This window comes from Demequina salsinemoris, from assembly GCF_000974805.1.
Lineage (GTDB): Bacteria > Actinomycetota > Actinomycetes > Actinomycetales > Demequinaceae > Demequina > Demequina salsinemoris.
In genome coordinates, this window is the sequence record NZ_BBQZ01000001.1 from 228,800 (window position 1) to 243,988 (window position 15,189).

The 15,189-nt window shown below is 70.2% G+C and carries 13 protein-coding genes and 1 tRNA gene; 9 read left to right on the plus strand and 5 right to left on the minus strand.

From position 1 onward, the window contains the following. Positions 1-14: 14 nt before the first annotated feature. The 3 genes from AOP78_RS01050 to AOP78_RS01060 form a co-directional block, all read right to left on the minus strand. Positions 15-746 carry a phosphoadenylyl-sulfate reductase gene (locus tag AOP78_RS01050; protein ID WP_062200647.1) on the minus strand — a complete coding sequence of 244 codons (732 nt, stop codon included), beginning with the start codon at positions 744-746 and terminating at the stop codon, positions 15-17. After that, positions 743-2,572: a nitrite/sulfite reductase gene (locus AOP78_RS01055; protein WP_062200650.1), complete on the minus strand. Its 1,830-nt coding sequence runs from the start codon at positions 2,570-2,572 to the stop codon at positions 743-745. Before AOP78_RS01055 ends, AOP78_RS01050 begins: the two co-directional genes overlap by 4 nt. Before the next feature lie 453 nt (positions 2,573-3,025). Continuing rightward, positions 3,026-4,468: an HNH endonuclease gene (locus tag AOP78_RS01060; RefSeq protein WP_083979655.1), complete on the minus strand. Its 1,443-nt coding sequence runs from the start codon at positions 4,466-4,468 to the stop codon at positions 3,026-3,028. Positions 4,469-4,632: 164 nt separating this feature from the next. Here AOP78_RS01060 and AOP78_RS01065 point away from each other — a divergent pair, with 164 nt between their 5' ends. Together AOP78_RS01065 and AOP78_RS01070 are read left to right on the plus strand one after the other, a co-directional pair. Further along, positions 4,633-4,932, plus strand: a complete 300-nt coding sequence (locus tag AOP78_RS01065; RefSeq protein WP_160297579.1) for a zinc-ribbon domain-containing protein — start codon at positions 4,633-4,635, stop codon at positions 4,930-4,932. Positions 4,933-5,029: 97 nt separating this feature from the next. After that, the gene (locus AOP78_RS01070) at positions 5,030-5,485 is read left to right on the plus strand and encodes a hypothetical protein (protein WP_152659350.1); all 456 of its coding nucleotides are present in this window, start codon (positions 5,030-5,032) and stop codon (positions 5,483-5,485) included. 175 nt (positions 5,486-5,660) lie between these two features. On the opposite strand, the gene AOP78_RS01075 is transcribed toward AOP78_RS01070, so the two are convergent. Continuing rightward, a complete protein-coding gene (locus tag AOP78_RS01075; RefSeq protein ID WP_062200667.1) occupies positions 5,661-6,716 on the minus strand; it encodes a phospholipase D-like domain-containing protein in 1,056 nt (351 codons plus the stop codon). Between the two features lie 134 nt (positions 6,717-6,850). On the opposite strand from AOP78_RS01075, the gene AOP78_RS01080 reads away from it, so the two are divergent. From AOP78_RS01080 to AOP78_RS01105, 6 genes are all read left to right on the plus strand, one after another. Next, positions 6,851-8,812, plus strand: a complete 1,962-nt coding sequence (locus AOP78_RS01080; protein WP_062200669.1) for a tetratricopeptide repeat protein — start codon at positions 6,851-6,853, stop codon at positions 8,810-8,812. A 70-nt stretch (positions 8,813-8,882) separates the two neighbouring features. Next, positions 8,883-9,524 carry a DUF4125 family protein gene (locus AOP78_RS01085; RefSeq protein ID WP_062200671.1) on the plus strand — a complete coding sequence of 214 codons (642 nt, stop codon included), beginning with the start codon at positions 8,883-8,885 and terminating at the stop codon, positions 9,522-9,524. 193 nt (positions 9,525-9,717) lie between these two features. Then, entirely contained in the window at positions 9,718-11,091 is a 1,374-nt protein-coding gene (locus tag AOP78_RS01090; protein ID WP_062200673.1) for an FAD-dependent oxidoreductase, read from the plus strand. Positions 11,092-11,231: 140 nt separating this feature from the next. Then, positions 11,232-12,179, plus strand: coding sequence for a zinc metalloprotease HtpX (gene htpX / locus AOP78_RS01095; protein WP_083979659.1), 948 nt, complete (start codon positions 11,232-11,234; stop codon positions 12,177-12,179). 158 nt (positions 12,180-12,337) lie between these two features. Next, entirely contained in the window at positions 12,338-13,090 is a 753-nt protein-coding gene (locus AOP78_RS01100; protein WP_062200674.1) for an SDR family NAD(P)-dependent oxidoreductase, read from the plus strand. A 135-nt stretch (positions 13,091-13,225) separates the two neighbouring features. After that, positions 13,226-14,125, plus strand: coding sequence for an oxygenase MpaB family protein (locus AOP78_RS01105; protein ID WP_201774737.1), 900 nt, complete (start codon positions 13,226-13,228; stop codon positions 14,123-14,125). Between the two features lie 68 nt (positions 14,126-14,193). Here the strand turns inward: AOP78_RS01105 and AOP78_RS01110 are convergent, their stop codons facing one another. Further along, positions 14,194-14,682, minus strand: a complete 489-nt coding sequence (locus AOP78_RS01110) for a YajQ family cyclic di-GMP-binding protein (RefSeq protein ID WP_062200676.1) — start codon at positions 14,680-14,682, stop codon at positions 14,194-14,196. A 103-nt stretch (positions 14,683-14,785) separates the two neighbouring features. On the opposite strand from AOP78_RS01110, the gene AOP78_RS01115 reads away from it, so the two are divergent. Beyond that, positions 14,786-14,867: transfer RNA gene (locus AOP78_RS01115), tRNA-Tyr, on the plus strand. The last annotated feature ends 322 nt before the right edge of the window (positions 14,868-15,189 follow it).

Here is a 15,189-nt window from a genome sequence, read left to right on the forward strand (position 1 = left end):
GCGCGTCCGACGATTCAGATGTGCATCCCGCATTCCATCTTGTCGGTGCCTGCCCAGCGTCCCGCGCGCCGGTCCTCGCCCGCCTCGACCCGCCTCGTGCACGGCGCGCAGCCGATGCTCGGGTAGCCCTGGTCGACGAGCGGATTGCGCGGCAGGTCATGCTCGACCTGGTAGCGCTCGAACGTGTCGTCGTCCCAGGCGGCGAGCGGGTTGACCTTGACCATGCCGCGCGTCGCGTCCCAGTCCACGACGGGCAGGGTCGCGCGGGTCTCGGCGTCGATGCGCCGCGCGCCCGTCGCCCACGCGCGGTAGCCCGCGAGGGTGACGCGCAGCGGCTCGACCTTGCGGCGGGCGCAGCACAGGTTGGGGTCGCGGTCGTGCAGTCGCGGCCCGGCCTCGGCGTCCTGCTCCGCGACGGTCTGCCGCGGGGTCGCGTTGACCACGGTGATCGGCAGTCGGCGCGCGGCCTCGTCCCTCGTCGCGAGCGTCTCGGGGAAGTGGTAGCCGGTGTCGAGGAAGACGATGTCGATGCCGGGCAGCCGTGTGCCGAACAGGTGGGCGAGCACGGTGTTCTGCATGGACGATGCGACGGCCAGGTCTCGCCCGAAGGTCGCCACCGCCCAGTCGGCGATGTGGCCCGCGGACGCGGTCTCGAGCCTCGCGTTCACCTCGGCGCACGTCTCGGCGTTCCACTCGCTCGGGTTGAGCAGGGTGAGCGAGGCGGCGGCGGGCAGGATCGATGTCATCGGATCAGCTCCTCGTCCACCCTGAACGCCCAGTCGGCGAACGCCTCGTCCTGCTCCCGGGTCTCGAGGTAGTGGCGGGTGACGCGGTCCACGTAGGCGGGCATGCCGTCGGCGGTGACCTTGTGGCCGCGGATCTTGCGGCCGAACTCGTCGTCCTCGCCCCTGCCCAGGCGTCCGCCGAGGTGGACCTGGAAGCCGGGCACCTGCTCGCCCGATGCCTCGTCCAGGACCAGCTGGCCCTTGAAGCCGATGTCGGCCACCTGGATGCGGGCGCACGAGTTCGGGCAGCCGTTGACGTGCACCGAGATAGGGGAGTCGAGGTCGGGGAACCGCTCGTCGAGGATCTTCACGACCTCACGCGCGGTGGCCTTGGTCTCGACGATCGCGAGCTTGCAGTACTCGATGCCCGTGCAGGCCATGACGTTGCGGTGGAACTCGCCGGGCTCGGCCTCGAGCTCGAGCTCGCGCAGGCCGTTGACGACGTCGTTGACCTTGTCCGTCGGCACGTCGAGGACGAGCAGCTTCTGGAGGGGGGTCAGGCGGATGCGGTCGGAGCCCGCAGCCTCGGCGAGCTCCGCGATGCGCTCGAGCTTGGCGCCCGAGATGCGGCCAGCGATCGGCGCGGCGCCGATGTACCAGCGGCCGTCCTTCTGCTCGTGGATGCCGACGTGGTCGCCGCGGTCGCCCGGCTTGGAGACCGCGGGCGCGGGGCCGTCGGGCAGCTCCCAGCCGAGGTAGTCGTCCTGGAGGACCTGGCGGAACTTCTCCGCGCCCCAGGCCTTGACGAGGAACTTGAGGCGCGCGCGGGTGCGCAGGCGGCGGTAGCCGTGGTCGCGGAAGATGCCGATGACGCCGGCCCACACCTCGGGAACCTTGGCGGGCTCCACGAAGGCGCCGAGGCGCTGGCCCAGGTGCGGGTTGATGGACAGGCCGCCGCCGACCCACAGGTCGTAGCCGAGCCCGAGCTCGGGGTGCTCGACCGCGACGAACGCGATGTCCTGCACCTCGTGGACGATGTCGGGGATGCGGGTGCCGGAGATCGCGGTCTTGAACTTGCGGGGCAGGTTGGAGAACTCGGGGCTGCCGATGCCGCGCTCGATGATCGCCTGGATCTGCGGCGTGGGGTCGAGCAGCTCGTCCTTCGCGACGCCCGCGACGGGGGAGCCGAGGATGACGCGCGGGCTGTCGCCGCACGCCTCGGTCGTGAACAGGCCGACCGCCTCGATGCGTCGGAAGATCTCCGGCACGTCCTCGATGCGGATCCAGTGCAGCTGGATGTTCTGGCGGTCGGAGATGTCGGCGGAGTCGCGGCCGAACTCCTGCGAGATGCGGGCGATCTCGCGGGCCTGCGCGACGGTGAGCTGGCCGCCGTCGGAGCGGACGCGGAGCATGAAGTACTCGTCGTCGAGCTGGTGCGGCTCGAGGATCGCGGTCTTGCCGCCGTCGATCCCGGGGCGGCGCTGCGTGTACAGGCCCCACCAGCGGAAGCGGCCGCGCAGGTCGCTCGGCGGGATCGACCAGAAGCCCCATCGCGCGTACATCGTCTCGATGCGGTGTCGCACCTCGAGCGGGTCGGAGGTCGCCTTGAACTCCTCGTTGGGGTTGAGCGGCGTGCGGTCGCCGGCGGCCCACTGGCCGTCCTTGGAGGCGGTGTTCTTGCGCGCGGCGGCCTCGCGGGTGCGGATGAGGCGTGCCTCCTCGCGCTGACGCTGGCGTGCCTCGGCCTCGCGCGCGGCGGGGTCGAGGGTTGCGGGCGCGGCCGACGTGGGCGCGACGACACCCGCGTCGGGCGACGCGGTCGTGGAGGGGGTGGTGTCCGGGTTCACCGTGGCTCCTGGGTGGTGATGGGAGCTCGGCCTGCGCGGGCGTACGAGGAGTGCGCCCGGTTCAGCCGAGCGCCCTGGGTACGGGTGGGTATCCGAGGGCGACTCAGGCCGAGGGACACATGACGCAGCACATCGAGCGCATGGAGCGCATCGCCTGTGCCGAGTTCGTCATGGTGAGAGTGTGACACATCAACTACGCACTGGCTAGGCCGATACCAGGGGCGATGCCTGCGGGGGTATCGCTACCAGGCGCATCGTCTGGCGCGCGTGACCAAGTCGACGTACCAAGGTGGCCAATTCGATGCGCCGGGGTGAGCGGCTCGATGCGCCGGGTTGGGCGGGTCGATGCGCCGAGGCGTCGGCCTACCTGCGCTCGCGCGACGTTCCGCATCCGCCTTCGCCTGAGGTTGCCGCGCAGGCCAGCCTTTGCCCAGACGTCCGCGTCCCTGCGGTTCATGCTGCGAGGTCGAGGGCTGCTCGGCCGCCGAGGCGGGGTGTCTGGGTGGGGTCGATGTGTCGGGGTGGCACGATCCATACCCGGTGACCCTGTACCTGGATGTCCCAGCCGTCGCGGTGCAGGTCGTGGTGACATGACGTGCACAGGAGAACGCCGTTGTCGACGTTGGTCGGGCCGGAGTCTCGGTCCCACCAGCGGATGTGGTGGGTCTCGCACCAGTCGGGCGGGGCGTGGCATTTCGCGCAGCCGCCGTCGCGTTCTGCCAGGTACAGGGCCTGGGCCCGCGTGAAGAGCCGTCGTTTGCGCCCCCAGTCGAGGACCTCGCCCTTGCTGCCGAGCACGGCGGGGATGATCTCGGCGTCGGCGGCCAGCTGCCGTGCGGTGGTTACGGATACGGGGGTGTCGAGGCCGTCGACCTCCGCGACACCCTCGCCGGCCTGCAAGTCGGCGAGGGTCATGCGCACCACGACGGTGGTCTTCACGCCCGCGTGCCCCGCCTCGCAGCCTGCGCCGTGGCGTGCCAGAGCGACGAGCGCGTCGGCACGCATCTGCGCCGCGCTGCGACGATCCTCACCGCTCTTGCCTTGGCGATCGCTGTCGCCCCGCTGGTCGTGGAAGCCTGCGCGCACGTAGGCGTCCATGAATGCCTTGATGGGTGCGGCCGACGCGGCATCGAGTACGGCGGTCAGCCTCCACGATCCGTCGGGCTTGGCCGTCAGCGTCGCGGAGCGCTGCTGACGGTGTCGGTCTTCACGCTTCTTGAGCTCATCGGGGTTCACGCGCGCCTCGGCGGCCGCGATCATCCGCCTCACCTGCGCCAATGGCAACCCCATGGCCTTCGCCACCGCGTCACGCTCGAAGACCGCCAGCGCCTCGCCCGAGAGGACGTCGGCGACCCGCAGCAGCGCCTGGCCGATCACATCACCGGCCTCGACGGACAGCTCCATCCGACGCAAAGCCTCAGCAAGGACCGGGAACACCGGCCCCTGAGGTGCACCGTCGCCCGCCTCGGCCTCGCCATCAGCGCCAAGGTCGAACAGGTCCTCGCCCAGCTCCTCGGCCAGCGCCTGCGCCCGAGCGGCCGCCTCCTCGGCGCGCCGAGCCTTCTCCGCATCGTCCAGCACCTTGCCCACCCGAGCCTGACGGCCCGCCTCGGCCGTCGACCCGCCTGATATCGACGCGACGAACCCCTCCGCGGTGCGGAACCCCTGCCCGCGAGCCAGCCCGACGCCCTCGTCGTCATCCGAGCGGCGGAACGTCTCCGCGACCATCCGCGCGGACTCGACGTCGAGCTCTCGCCGCACCGCGAACAGCTCCTTCTGTCGCTCCAGCAGCAGCCGCTGCGGCCACGCCTGCGCGCCGTCGACGAGCGCACGCAAGGCAGCCAACCCCGCTCGCACCTGGGCGAACGCCGCGCCCATCTCGTCGTCTGAAGTCATGAGTACAGTCAAGCACCGGGGTCTGACAAAACGGACAAACAGGATGTGCGGGCGTTCGCGGCCGACCTGGAATGCGGCGCGACGGAGCCGGGCCTGGCGGGGCGACTTCGCGCCCCTGGATGCCACATGTGGGAGAGTGGGAGGTACACGGAGCCAAGGGGGCCATGAGGATGTTCGCACTGAAGTCGCTGGCTGAGCGGTGGCCAGAACTCACCAAGGAGTTCGACCTGGAGCGCAACGCGCCTCTCACGCCCGACAAGCTGCGCGCGAGGTCGTTCAAGAATGTCTGGTGGACGTCTCCCCTCTGCGGACACTCCTGGAGGGACTCGCCTCATGGGCGGACGCTGCGCACGCCGCGCGACTGCCCGTTCTGCGACGCGGGCGGCGGCTTCGTGGCACGTGAGATCGCAGCCGAGGCGAACCTGAGGAACACCGCGCTGCGCGGTGGCCCCATCGTCCCCTGACGCGGACCTGATCACTCGCCGACGCCAAGGGCCACGTGCGCGCATCTGGGGGTCGTCCAAATGGAGCGCCGAGATGTCCTTGGCGGAGGGGGTATTGATGTCTGTCCGCAAGATGGCCGTGACCACGGTCGTCGCGGCGCTGGCGGTTGCCTTGCTTGCCGGGTGCACCGGCGCGTCCGAGTTGCGGGTGCCCGAGGTGGCGGAGGTCGAGTCGCTTGTCGAGCACGCATACGATTCGCGCGGTGACGAGACAGCGCTGTGCGATCTCGCGTCGTCGCAAGGCAACTGCGAGATCCTCCTCCAAGACGCGGGAACGGCGCCCACCGCCCAGCCCGAGATCGTCTGTACGCAGCCGTACGAAGGCCACGACAGCTACAAGGCGGGCCTCCTGGTGAGAACCGTCACCGCCGACGGCTCAGGAGACGCCATCACCCACGACACGATCGCGATCGACACCCCCGAGGGCGCGAAGCTCATGAACGTCGTCTACTGGAGGCCATCCACGGTCTCCGCCGGAGACGCGACGGACGACGCGATCGACTTCACCTGTTGACCGCGGCGGCCGAGGCCCCGGCGGCCGCACGTCTTGCACACGTTTCGTCCTGCACCCCGCGTGTCGCGTGCTTCGCAGCCTCCGACACGCCGTCCGCCGAGCCAACTGTGTGCAGGACGTGCGGCGGGGCGAGGGGTGCGGAGGTGCGTGGGGTGTGGCGGGGCGCGCGCGGGGGTCAGTCGGTGAGCGTCCTCGCGACCTCGCGCGCGTGGAACTCGAGCACCTGGTCCACGGTGGCGGGGTCGCGGGTCTCCAGCGCGATCTCGCGCGTGCCGAGCTTCACGCCGCCGACGACCCAGTTGTGGGAGCCGGTCATCGAGATGCGCGTGCCGTTCGAGCGGAAGAACACGATCGCCTTCGCGTGGAGGTAGCGCGGGTCGGCGTACTGCGTGCGGTAGCCGGTCCACATCATCGACGACGCGATGAGCGCGCGGTTCGCGGGCGCGGCGTTGCGCGGCGGGTTGAACCACAGCTCGTGGTCGCGCTCGCGGATGACCTTCCCGAGCTCGCCCGTGGGGCAGTACTGCGACATCAGGAGGATCCGGTCGGCCTTGCGCGCGTGGTGCAGCGCGCGCCGGTAGATGATCGAGTCGCCGGGGATGCCGCCGTCGACGAGCACGCGGTCGGTGCCGTACCTCAGCTCGAGCGACCGATGGCCGCGCTCGTGCAGGTTCATGCGCTGGATCCGGCCGTAGACGCCCTCGATGTCGTCGGCGAGCCGCGCGTCGTCGATGCGCAGCATGAAGTCGGCGTTCTCGACTCCCTTGCGGTCCAGGTTGACCCCGCCGAACGCGTAGACGACGTCGTCGACGACGCAGAACTTGGTGTGCGTGCGGCCGCGCCAGGGGAGGCCCTGCTCGCGTCCGAGCCACGAGAACGCGACCCCCTCGCGTGCGAGCTTCGAGGCGAGCCGGTTGGAGGTGCGCCATGCGGTGGTGCGGTAGCCGGTGGGGAGGAACGTTCCCGCCAGGTCGGCATACGTGAACGTGTCGGCCGCGACGCCGACCTTGACCCCGCGGCGCGCTGCCCAGACGAGCGCGTCGATGAGCGTGTCGGTGCGGTGGTCGTCCGCGATGGTCAGCGTGGTGATGAGCACGCGGTGCTTGGCGGCGTGGATGCGGTGCGTCGCGTCCGCGATGTACTCGTGCGGCGTGAGCAGCTTGGGACGCGCGAGGGCGCCGCGGCGGCCGTCCGGGGAGGCGCCGCGTGCGTGGGTCGGTGCACTGGCCACGTCTCTACGCTCTCACGCTGCTCGCCTTGTTCACCACAAGGCGAGATGACCTTCACTCAAGGTTTACCACCTATGGTGGACGGAGCGGCATCGTCCCCGCCCAGACGCCGCGTCAACGGTGAAGGTGGACCTCCATGGAGGAAGCGCGCCCCGATTCGGGTGCCTACGACGTCGAAGCGATGCTCCGCGGGCTGGACCGCATCCTCGCGGATCAGGACGGTCCCTCGGCGGTCCCGTACCTGGACGATGCGCTGGCCGGGGCCCGCGCGGCGGGGGACGGGGGCGCTGTCCTCACGGTGCTCAACGAGATGATGGGGCTGCACCGCTCGCTCGGCGCGCATGATCGGTCGCGGCAGGCGGCCGACGACGCGCTCGCGCTCGTCGACCGGCTCGGCCTGAAGGGCTCCGAGGCCCACGCCACGACGCTCATCAACGTCGCGACCGCGCGTCGCGCGGCGGGGGACCTGGACGATGCTCGGGTCGCCTACGCCGAGGCGCTCACGGTCGCCGAGCGGACGATGCCCGCGGGGGACCGCCGCCTCGCCGCCCTCCACAACAACCTGTCGATGCTGCACAGCGAGGCCGGCGACGCCCAGGGGGCGTACGACGAGCTGACCGCCGCCCTGAGCATCGTCGAGGGCGCCTCGACCGACCCAGGCCGCGACCTCGACGTCGCCGGTACGCTCACCAACCTCTCGCTCGTGTGCCATGACCTGGGCCGCGGCGAGGAGGCCGAGGCGCTCGCTCGGCGCTCGCTCGCGATCTTCCGTGCGGGAGGGCATGACGCGAACCCGCACCTCGCGGCCGCGCTCGCGGGCCTTGCCGAGGTGTGCTTCCGCTCGGGGCGCGCGGCCGACGCCGCAGACCTCTACCGCGAAGCGCTCGTGATCGTCGACGCCAACTACGGCCCGCAGAGCGACCAGCACGCGGTCACCGCGGAGAACCTCGCGCAGGCGGAGGAGGTCGCGGCCGCGTCCCCCGGCCCGAGGCTGCTCGGCGACGCGGGCGCCGAGTCCGTTCCCGCATCGTCCGTTCCCGCATCGTCCACACCCGACGAGCCCGAGCCTGGTCCGCCCGCGCTGACCGTGCCGCGCATGACGGGTCTCGCGCTGTCGCGCGCGTTCTGGGAGGAGCACGGCCGGCCGATGCTCGAGCGCTACCCCGAGCACCGCGGGCGCATCGCGGCGGGTCTCGTGGGTCACGGCTCCGAGTGCTACGGCTTCGACGACGACCTGTCGCGCGACCACGACTTCGGCCCCGGCTTCTGCCTGTGGCTCACCGAGGCAGACCATGCGGAGATCGGGTCCCGACTGCAGGCCGACTACGAGGCGCTGCCTTCGACGTTCCTTGGCTTCGGGCCGCGCGTCGAGACGACGCGCGCGCAGGGCGAGGGGCGGCGCGTGGGCGTGTTCGAGATCGCCGACTTCTTCCAGGGGATCACCGGGCTGCCGTCCGCGCCGCCCGCCGATCAGCCGCACCTGTGGGTCACGCTCGAGGAGGCGACGCTCGCCGCCGCGACCAACGGTGAGGTCTTCGCCGACCCGTACGGAGCCTTCAGCTCCGTCCGCGGCGCCTTCACGCGGATGCCGGACGATGCGCGCCTGGCCAGGATCGGTCAGCGCCTGGGGATGATGGCGCAGGCTGGGCAGTACAACGTGCCGCGCATGCTCGCGCGCGGCGACGGCGAGGCCGCGTGGCTGTCGGTCGCGGAGTTCGTCAAGGCCGCGGCGTCGCTCGTGTTCCTGCTCAATCGGCCCACCGCTGTCGGGTACCTGCCGTACTACAAGTGGCAGGGCGCGGCTATGCGCGCGCTTGCGGCCCGGCCCGTCTCGCGGCTCCCTCGAGTGCATGCGCGGCTGACCGACGCGCAGCGGCTTGCCTCCGCGGCGTGCTTCGGGGGCGCCGGCTTCGGCGAGGGCGGCGCCGGCGCCGGGCCCGCGCGCGAGGCGCTCGCCGAGGCGATCGAGGACGTGTGCGCGCAGGTCGTGACCGAGCTGCGGATGCAGCGGCTGAGCGTCGCGGACTCGACGTTCCTCGAGGCGCATCGGGACCAGGTTCGCGCCCGCATCGGAGACCCGTGGCTGAGGGCGCTGTGATGTTGATGGGCGCTGTGATGTTGATGGGCGCTGTGACGTTGACGAACGCTGTGATGAGGAAGGCCGACGTATGACCGAGACGATGGAGGAGCGCGCCGCCCGGCTCGAGCGCGCGCGGCAGATCGTCGCCCACGAGTGGAACCAGTTCCAGCTCGTGCGAGGCGAGGACGGGCGCGCGTCGTGCCAGGACAACCCGGCCGAGTTCGAGGTGCAGCGGCTCGGGCAGTTCATGACGTGGCCCATGGCGCTGCTGGACTCGTACGCGGCGGATCTCGACGCCGCCGACGCCGCCGGCCGCAACCTGCTCACCGAGAAGTACGCGCGCATGATGGAGCCCACCGAGCCCGAGCGGTACGCCGCCGAGCTGGCGCCGCACCTGCCGGCCTTGTCTCCCGAGCGCGTCGCCGCGCAGGAGGAGATCGTCCGCGTCCAGGTCGCGTGGGCCCGGGACTTCCACGAGCGCTACCCGGCGCTCGGCGCAGCGATGCGCGTCCTCACCACCGCTGAGGACACCCTCGAGGCGACGTCGTTCGAGACGTATCTGCGTGGCGAGCTCGGCACCTACTCCGATGCGACGCTCGCGCGGTACCGCGAACTGATCGACGACCTCGTCGAGTCCGACCAGAACCTCACGTGGCGCACCCTCGCGTACACGTCGATCCTGGCCGGGTACGAGGACCTCGACGCGGCCGAGGCGGCGTCCGCGTCGTGACCGCGGCGCCGTCCCGAATCCGTGGCGCGCGGGACCTTTCAACTCCCGGTGACCACCGCATCGTCCCTATCCCCCCAGGGGGATACGGCCTCTCAACGAGGCATTTTGAGCACGCGGACGTGCCTATACTCTGGACTCATTGCGCCGGTGTGAGGCCCCGGCGCGGACCTTCCCCGAACGAATCGAGCACATCGTGACCGCCAACCGCCCGCTGCGCGTGGCCATCATCGGCGCCGGCCCCGCCGGCACCTACGCCGCCGACATCCTCAGCAAGACCGACCTCAACGTGTCGATCGACATCCTGGAGCGGCTGCCCGCGCCGTTCGGCCTGGTCCGCTACGGGGTCGCACCCGACCACCCGCGCATCAAGCAGATCATCGTCGCGCTCGCGAACGTGCTCGGCCGCGGCGACATCCGGTTCCTCGGCAACGTGAACATCGGCACCGACCTCACGCTCCAGGACCTGCGCGAGCACTACGACGCCGTGATCTTCGCGACCGGCTCGTTCAAGGACGCCGATCTCGACATCCCGGGCATCGACCTGGACGGCTCGTACGGCGCCGCCGACTTCGTGTCGTGGTTCGACGGCCACCCCGATGTGCCCCGCACCTGGCCGCTCGAGGCCAAGGAGGTCGCGGTGCTCGGCGTCGGCAACGTCGCGCTCGACGTCGCGCGCATCCTCGCGAAGCACCCCGCGGACCTCATGTCCACCGAGATCCCCGCGAACGTTGAGGAGGGGCTCAAGGCCTCGCCGTGCACCGACGTCCACGTCTTCGGCCGCCGAGGCCCCGCCCAGGTGAAGTTCACGCCGCTCGAGCTGCGTGAGCTCGGCCAGGTGCCCGACGTCGACGTGGTCGTGTACCCCGAGGACTACGACTTCGACGACGCGTCGATCGAGGCCGCCGAGACCAACAAGCAGACCAAGCAGGTCGTCAAGACGCTGACCGACTGGACCCTCAGGGAGCCCGGCACCGCGTCGCACCGCATCCACCTTCACCTGCTGCAGCAGCCCGTCGAGATCCTCGGCGAGGACGGCAAGGTCGCGGGCATCCGCATGGAGCGCACGGCGCTGCAGGGCGACGCGTCGGTCAAGGGCACCGGTGAGTTCATCGACTACCCCGTGCAGGCCGTGTACCGCGCGGTCGGCTACTGGGGCACGGAGATCGAGGGCATCCCGTTCGACGACCGCAAGGGTGTGATCCGCAACGAGGGCGGCCGCGTGGTCGACGCCAGCGGCGAGCAGGTCCCCGGCTACTACGCGACCGGCTGGATCAAGCGCGGCCCGGTGGGGCTCATCGGCCACACCAAGTCCGACGCGCAGGAGACCATCGCGAACCTCGTGGCCGACGCCGACGACCTCTACGCCAACACCCAGGCGCACGCCGAGCAGCTCAGCCCCGATAACCTGCTGCGCCTGCTCAAGTCGCGCGACGTGCCCGTCGTGGAGTGGTCCGGCTGGGAGGCGCTCGACGCCTACGAGCGGGCGCTCGGCGAGGGCGAGGACCGCGAGCGCATCAAGGTCGTGCCGCGCGAGGAGATGACCGACATCGCGCTCGGTCGCGACTGACGGGGTCGATCCCAGTCAGCTCGGCTCGGAATCTGCGGATCCGCTGCGGCGGAGGGTGAGAGAATCGGCGCGTCACGGGGAACCGGGGCGCGCCGATGCCCGTTCTCCTGGTGGATTCATCTTTCGGAGGCTGAGGGACAGTGGGCGGTAGCAAGCATTTCAACGGGCTGAAGACCTTCGGGCTGTTCGTGGCCATGTGGATGGTCATGCTTGCGTTGGGCACCTACATCGCCGACGGTCAGTACCTGTGGATGTTCGCCGCGTTCTCCGTGATCGGCACCTTCGTGGGCTACTGGAACTCCGACAAGCTCGCGATCAAGGCGATGCACGCCCGCCCGGTCACCGAGGTGGAGCAGCCTGCGATGTACCGCATCGTCAGCGAGCTCAGCCGCGAGGCCAACCAGCCGATGCCGCGCCTCTACGTCTCGCCTACCGATGCGCCCAACGCCTTCGCGACGGGGCGCAACCCCAAGAACGCGGCCGTGTGCTGCACCACGGGCATCCTCGGGCTGCTCGACGAGCGCGAGCTGCGCGGCGTGCTCGGCCACGAGCTCATGCACGTGTACAACCGCGACATCCTCATCGGCTCCGTCGCCGCGGCGTTCGCGGGCATCATCACCGCGATCGCCCAGTGGCTGCTGTTCTTCAGCGGCGGCCGCGACTCGCGCGACAACCCGCTGGGCATCTTCGGCGTGCTTGCGATGATGGTGCTCGCTCCGATCGCCGCGACCCTGATCCGCATGGCGATCTCCCGCACCAGGGAGTACGACGCCGACGAGGACGGCGCGAAGCTCACGGGCGACCCGCTCGCGCTCGCCTCGGCGCTCAAGAAGCTCGAGGGCGGCGTGCAGCGTCGTCCCCTCCCGCAGGAGACGCAGTTCGAGAACGTGAGCCACCTCTTCATCGCGAACCCGTTCTCGGGCGCGGGCATGGCGAAGCTGTTCTCCACGCACCCGCCCATGGACCAGCGGATCGAACGCCTTGAGAACATGGCGCGCGAGAACGGCCAGGGCGGCTTCGGGTACGGCGGCCCTGGACGCGGTGGCCCCACACGCGGTGACGACCTGGGCGGATTCACGCTCAACTGACGCGGCGGCTTCACGCTCTCCTCGGCCGATGTCCTGACCGAGGACGATGCGGCGGGCGCCCGACGTCTTCGGAATACCTTTTCCTTGACACGTGTTGATCTATGCGTACGCAATCAACACGCCGCGTCGACGCGGCACAGCAGAAGGAAGTGGTCCCCATGGCCAGGTTCGACGGAAAGGTCGCCATCGTCACCGGCGGCGGCAGCGGCATCGGCGCGGAGATCTCGCGCGAGCTCGCGGCGGAGGGCGCGAGCGTCGTCGTCACCGACATCAAGCTCGAGGCGGCCCAGGCGGTCGTCGACCAGATCGAGGCCGCGGGCGGCAAGGCCTCGGCCTTCGCGCAGAACACCGCGAAGTGGGAGGACTCCGAGGCCGCCGTCGAGTTCGCCAAGAAGACCTACGGCGCCCTGCACCTCGCCGTGAACAACGCCGGCATCGGCGCCGCACCGATGAACATCGGCGACTACGACATCGCCGCGTGGGACCGCGTCCGCGCGGTCGACCTCGACGGCGTCTTCTACGGCCTGCGCTTCCAGCTGCCCGCGATGGTCGAGGCCGGCGGCGGCGCGATCGTGAACATGGCGTCTGTGCTCGGCTCGGTCGGCATCGCCCAGAACGCGGCCTACGTGACCTCCAAGCACGCGCTGACCGGCCTCACGAAGGTCGCCGCGCTCGAGTACACCGCGCAGGGCGTGCGCACCAACGCGGTCGGCCCCGGCTTCATCGACACCCCGCTCGTGCGCGCGACCCTCTCGCCCGAGGCGCTCAGCGCCCTCGAGCAGCAGCACGCCGCGCGCCGCCTCGGCACCGACAAGGAGGTCGCGGCGCTCGCCCTGTTCCTCCTGAGCGACGACGCCTCCTTCATCTCCGGCAGCTACCACCTCGTGGACGGCGGCTACTCGGCGCAGTGACATTCACGGCCCAGTGATGCCGTTGGCATAGGGACGATGCGGGGCGGCCCCGGGGAGCGATCCCCGGGGCCGTTCCTCGTCGGGGCCGATGGCGCCGCCGGGCGCGAGCGCCAGGCCTCACGTACCTTGGGCAGGGTGAAGCGCGATCACTGGAGACGTGTCAACGAATCCCTGGACCCCGAGCGGGACTTCGTCGAGATCTACCGCAACCTGGTCATGCACGAGTTCCCGTGGGACATGAACCAGGCGCTCAGCTTCGCCCTGTTCAGGACGTACGCGGTGCCGGGCATCGGGGCTCTGCTGTGCCGCACGGGCGAGTTCACCGAGCGCACCCAGAAGCGCTACGACGACACGGCCCTGCTGCTCGAGGTGCCGACCCGCAAGGGCTTCGAGGACGCCGAGTCGCGCAGCGCGATCCGCCGCATCAACCAGATGCACCGCGCCTACGACATCCCCGATCACGAGTTCCGCTACGTCCTGTCGACCTTCGTCGTCGTCCCTCAGCGCTGGCTCGAGTCCTACGGGAAGCGGCCCCTGAGCGCCGCCGAGTCGCGCGCCTCCGTCGTGTACTACCGGACGCTCGGCAGGCACATGGGCATCTCGGACATCCCCGAGGACTACGAGGGCTTCGCCGCGCTCATGGATGGCTACGAGGCTCAGCATTTCGCGTACGACGAGGGCGCGCGCCGCGTGGCCGACTCCACCATGGCGCTGCTCGGCACGTTCCGGCCGGCCGTGCCGGCGCGGGCCATGGAGCTCCTGAGCCGGTGCCTCATGGACGATGCGCTCCTCGCCGCCTTCCGCTACGAGGTGCCTTCACCCGCGGTCAGGTCCGTCGCCCGCGCCTCGGTGCGGCTGAGAGGCAAGGTCGCGGGCCTGCTGCCCGCGAGCGCGAAGCCGACGCGGGTCGCGGACCTGCCCTGGATCCGCTCGTACCCGGACGGGTTCAGGGTCGAGGATCTGGGCACCTTCCCGCACGGCTGTCCTGTGCCCCATGAAGCCGCCCCCGCATCGTCCCTGAACAAGGAGCCCTGAAGAAGGAGCCCTGACGCGACAGGAGGCAGTGACGAGCCCTCGGGCCCGTCACCGCCTCCTGTCGCGTGTCAGCGGAAGTTGACGAACTGCAGCGCCGCGTCCACGTCGGCGCCCTTGAGCAGCGCGATGGTCGCCTGCAGGTCGTCGCGGGACTTCGAGGTCACGCGGAGCTCGTCGCCCTGGATGAGGGCCTTGACGGACTTGGGGCCCTCGTCGCGCACCATCTTCGTGAGCTTCTTCGCGACGTCCTGCGCGATGCCCTCCTTGACCTTCGCGACCAGGCGGAACTCCTTGCCCGAGGGGATGGGCTCGCCCCACTCGAGCGCCTTCATCGCGATCTGCCGCTTGGCGAGCTTCGCGATGAACACGTCGAGGATCGCCTTGACCCGCTCGGGGCTGTTGGCCTTCATGAGGATGTCCTCGCCCGAGAACTCGATCGACGCGCCGACGCCCTTGAAGTCGTAACGCTGCGCGATCTCCTTGGCGGCCTGGTTGAGCGCGTTGTCCACCTCCTGGCGGTCCACCTTGCTCACCACATCGAAGCTGCTGTCGGCCATGAGTCCTCCTCGTCGTCGGGCTGGGGGAAGGGGGTGGCGACCGCGGGTTCGCGTGCACCCCTATTTCCTTGCTATCCTTCCATGCGCGCCGCTTGCGGCGCACGGCAGGTTGCCCGAGCGGCCAAAGGGAGCTGACTGTAAATCAGCCGTCTGTGACTTCGGGGGTTCGAATCCCTCACCTGCCACGTCGAGAGGCATGAGCCCTCTCCGGGAGACCGGAGGGGGCTTTTGTCATGCCTGTGACGGGTTTCTGTCACCGCTGTGACGGAATTGACACTCGGGTGCGCAACACATGTCGTTTTCTGCGCAAACTCTGTGAAATCACCCACGGAACTGCGTGACACGACACCCCGTAGGGTGTAGCGTTTTGCTCAGCGCGCACCCCCCTCGCGCGCAAGATGGCTCCCGTACGACCCCCCTTTTTCGTTGCGGGAACCACGATAGAGGCGCATCGCCCCCCTTGATGCGCCGCACGGCCCCACCCGCTGGCCTAGCCGCGGTGGGGCC

Excerpts from the sequence above, each read along its gene's own strand:
- AOP78_RS01050 (WP_062200647.1), bottom strand. The coding sequence starts at position 746 with ATGACATCGATCCTGCCCGCCGCCGCCTCGCTCACCCTGCTCAACCCG.
- AOP78_RS01060 (WP_083979655.1), bottom strand. The coding sequence starts at position 4,468 with ATGACTTCAGACGACGAGATGGGCGCGGCGTTCGCCCAGGTGCGAGCG.
- AOP78_RS01065 (WP_160297579.1), top strand. The coding sequence starts at position 4,633 with ATGAGGATGTTCGCACTGAAGTCGCTGGCTGAGCGGTGGCCAGAACTC.
- AOP78_RS01070 (WP_152659350.1), top strand. The coding sequence starts at position 5,030 with ATGTCTGTCCGCAAGATGGCCGTGACCACGGTCGTCGCGGCGCTGGCG.
- AOP78_RS01080 (WP_062200669.1), top strand. The coding sequence starts at position 6,851 with ATGGAGGAAGCGCGCCCCGATTCGGGTGCCTACGACGTCGAAGCGATG.
- AOP78_RS01085 (WP_062200671.1), top strand. The coding sequence starts at position 8,883 with ATGACCGAGACGATGGAGGAGCGCGCCGCCCGGCTCGAGCGCGCGCGG.
- AOP78_RS01100 (WP_062200674.1), top strand. The coding sequence starts at position 12,338 with ATGGCCAGGTTCGACGGAAAGGTCGCCATCGTCACCGGCGGCGGCAGC.
- AOP78_RS01110 (WP_062200676.1), bottom strand. The coding sequence starts at position 14,682 with ATGGCCGACAGCAGCTTCGATGTGGTGAGCAAGGTGGACCGCCAGGAG.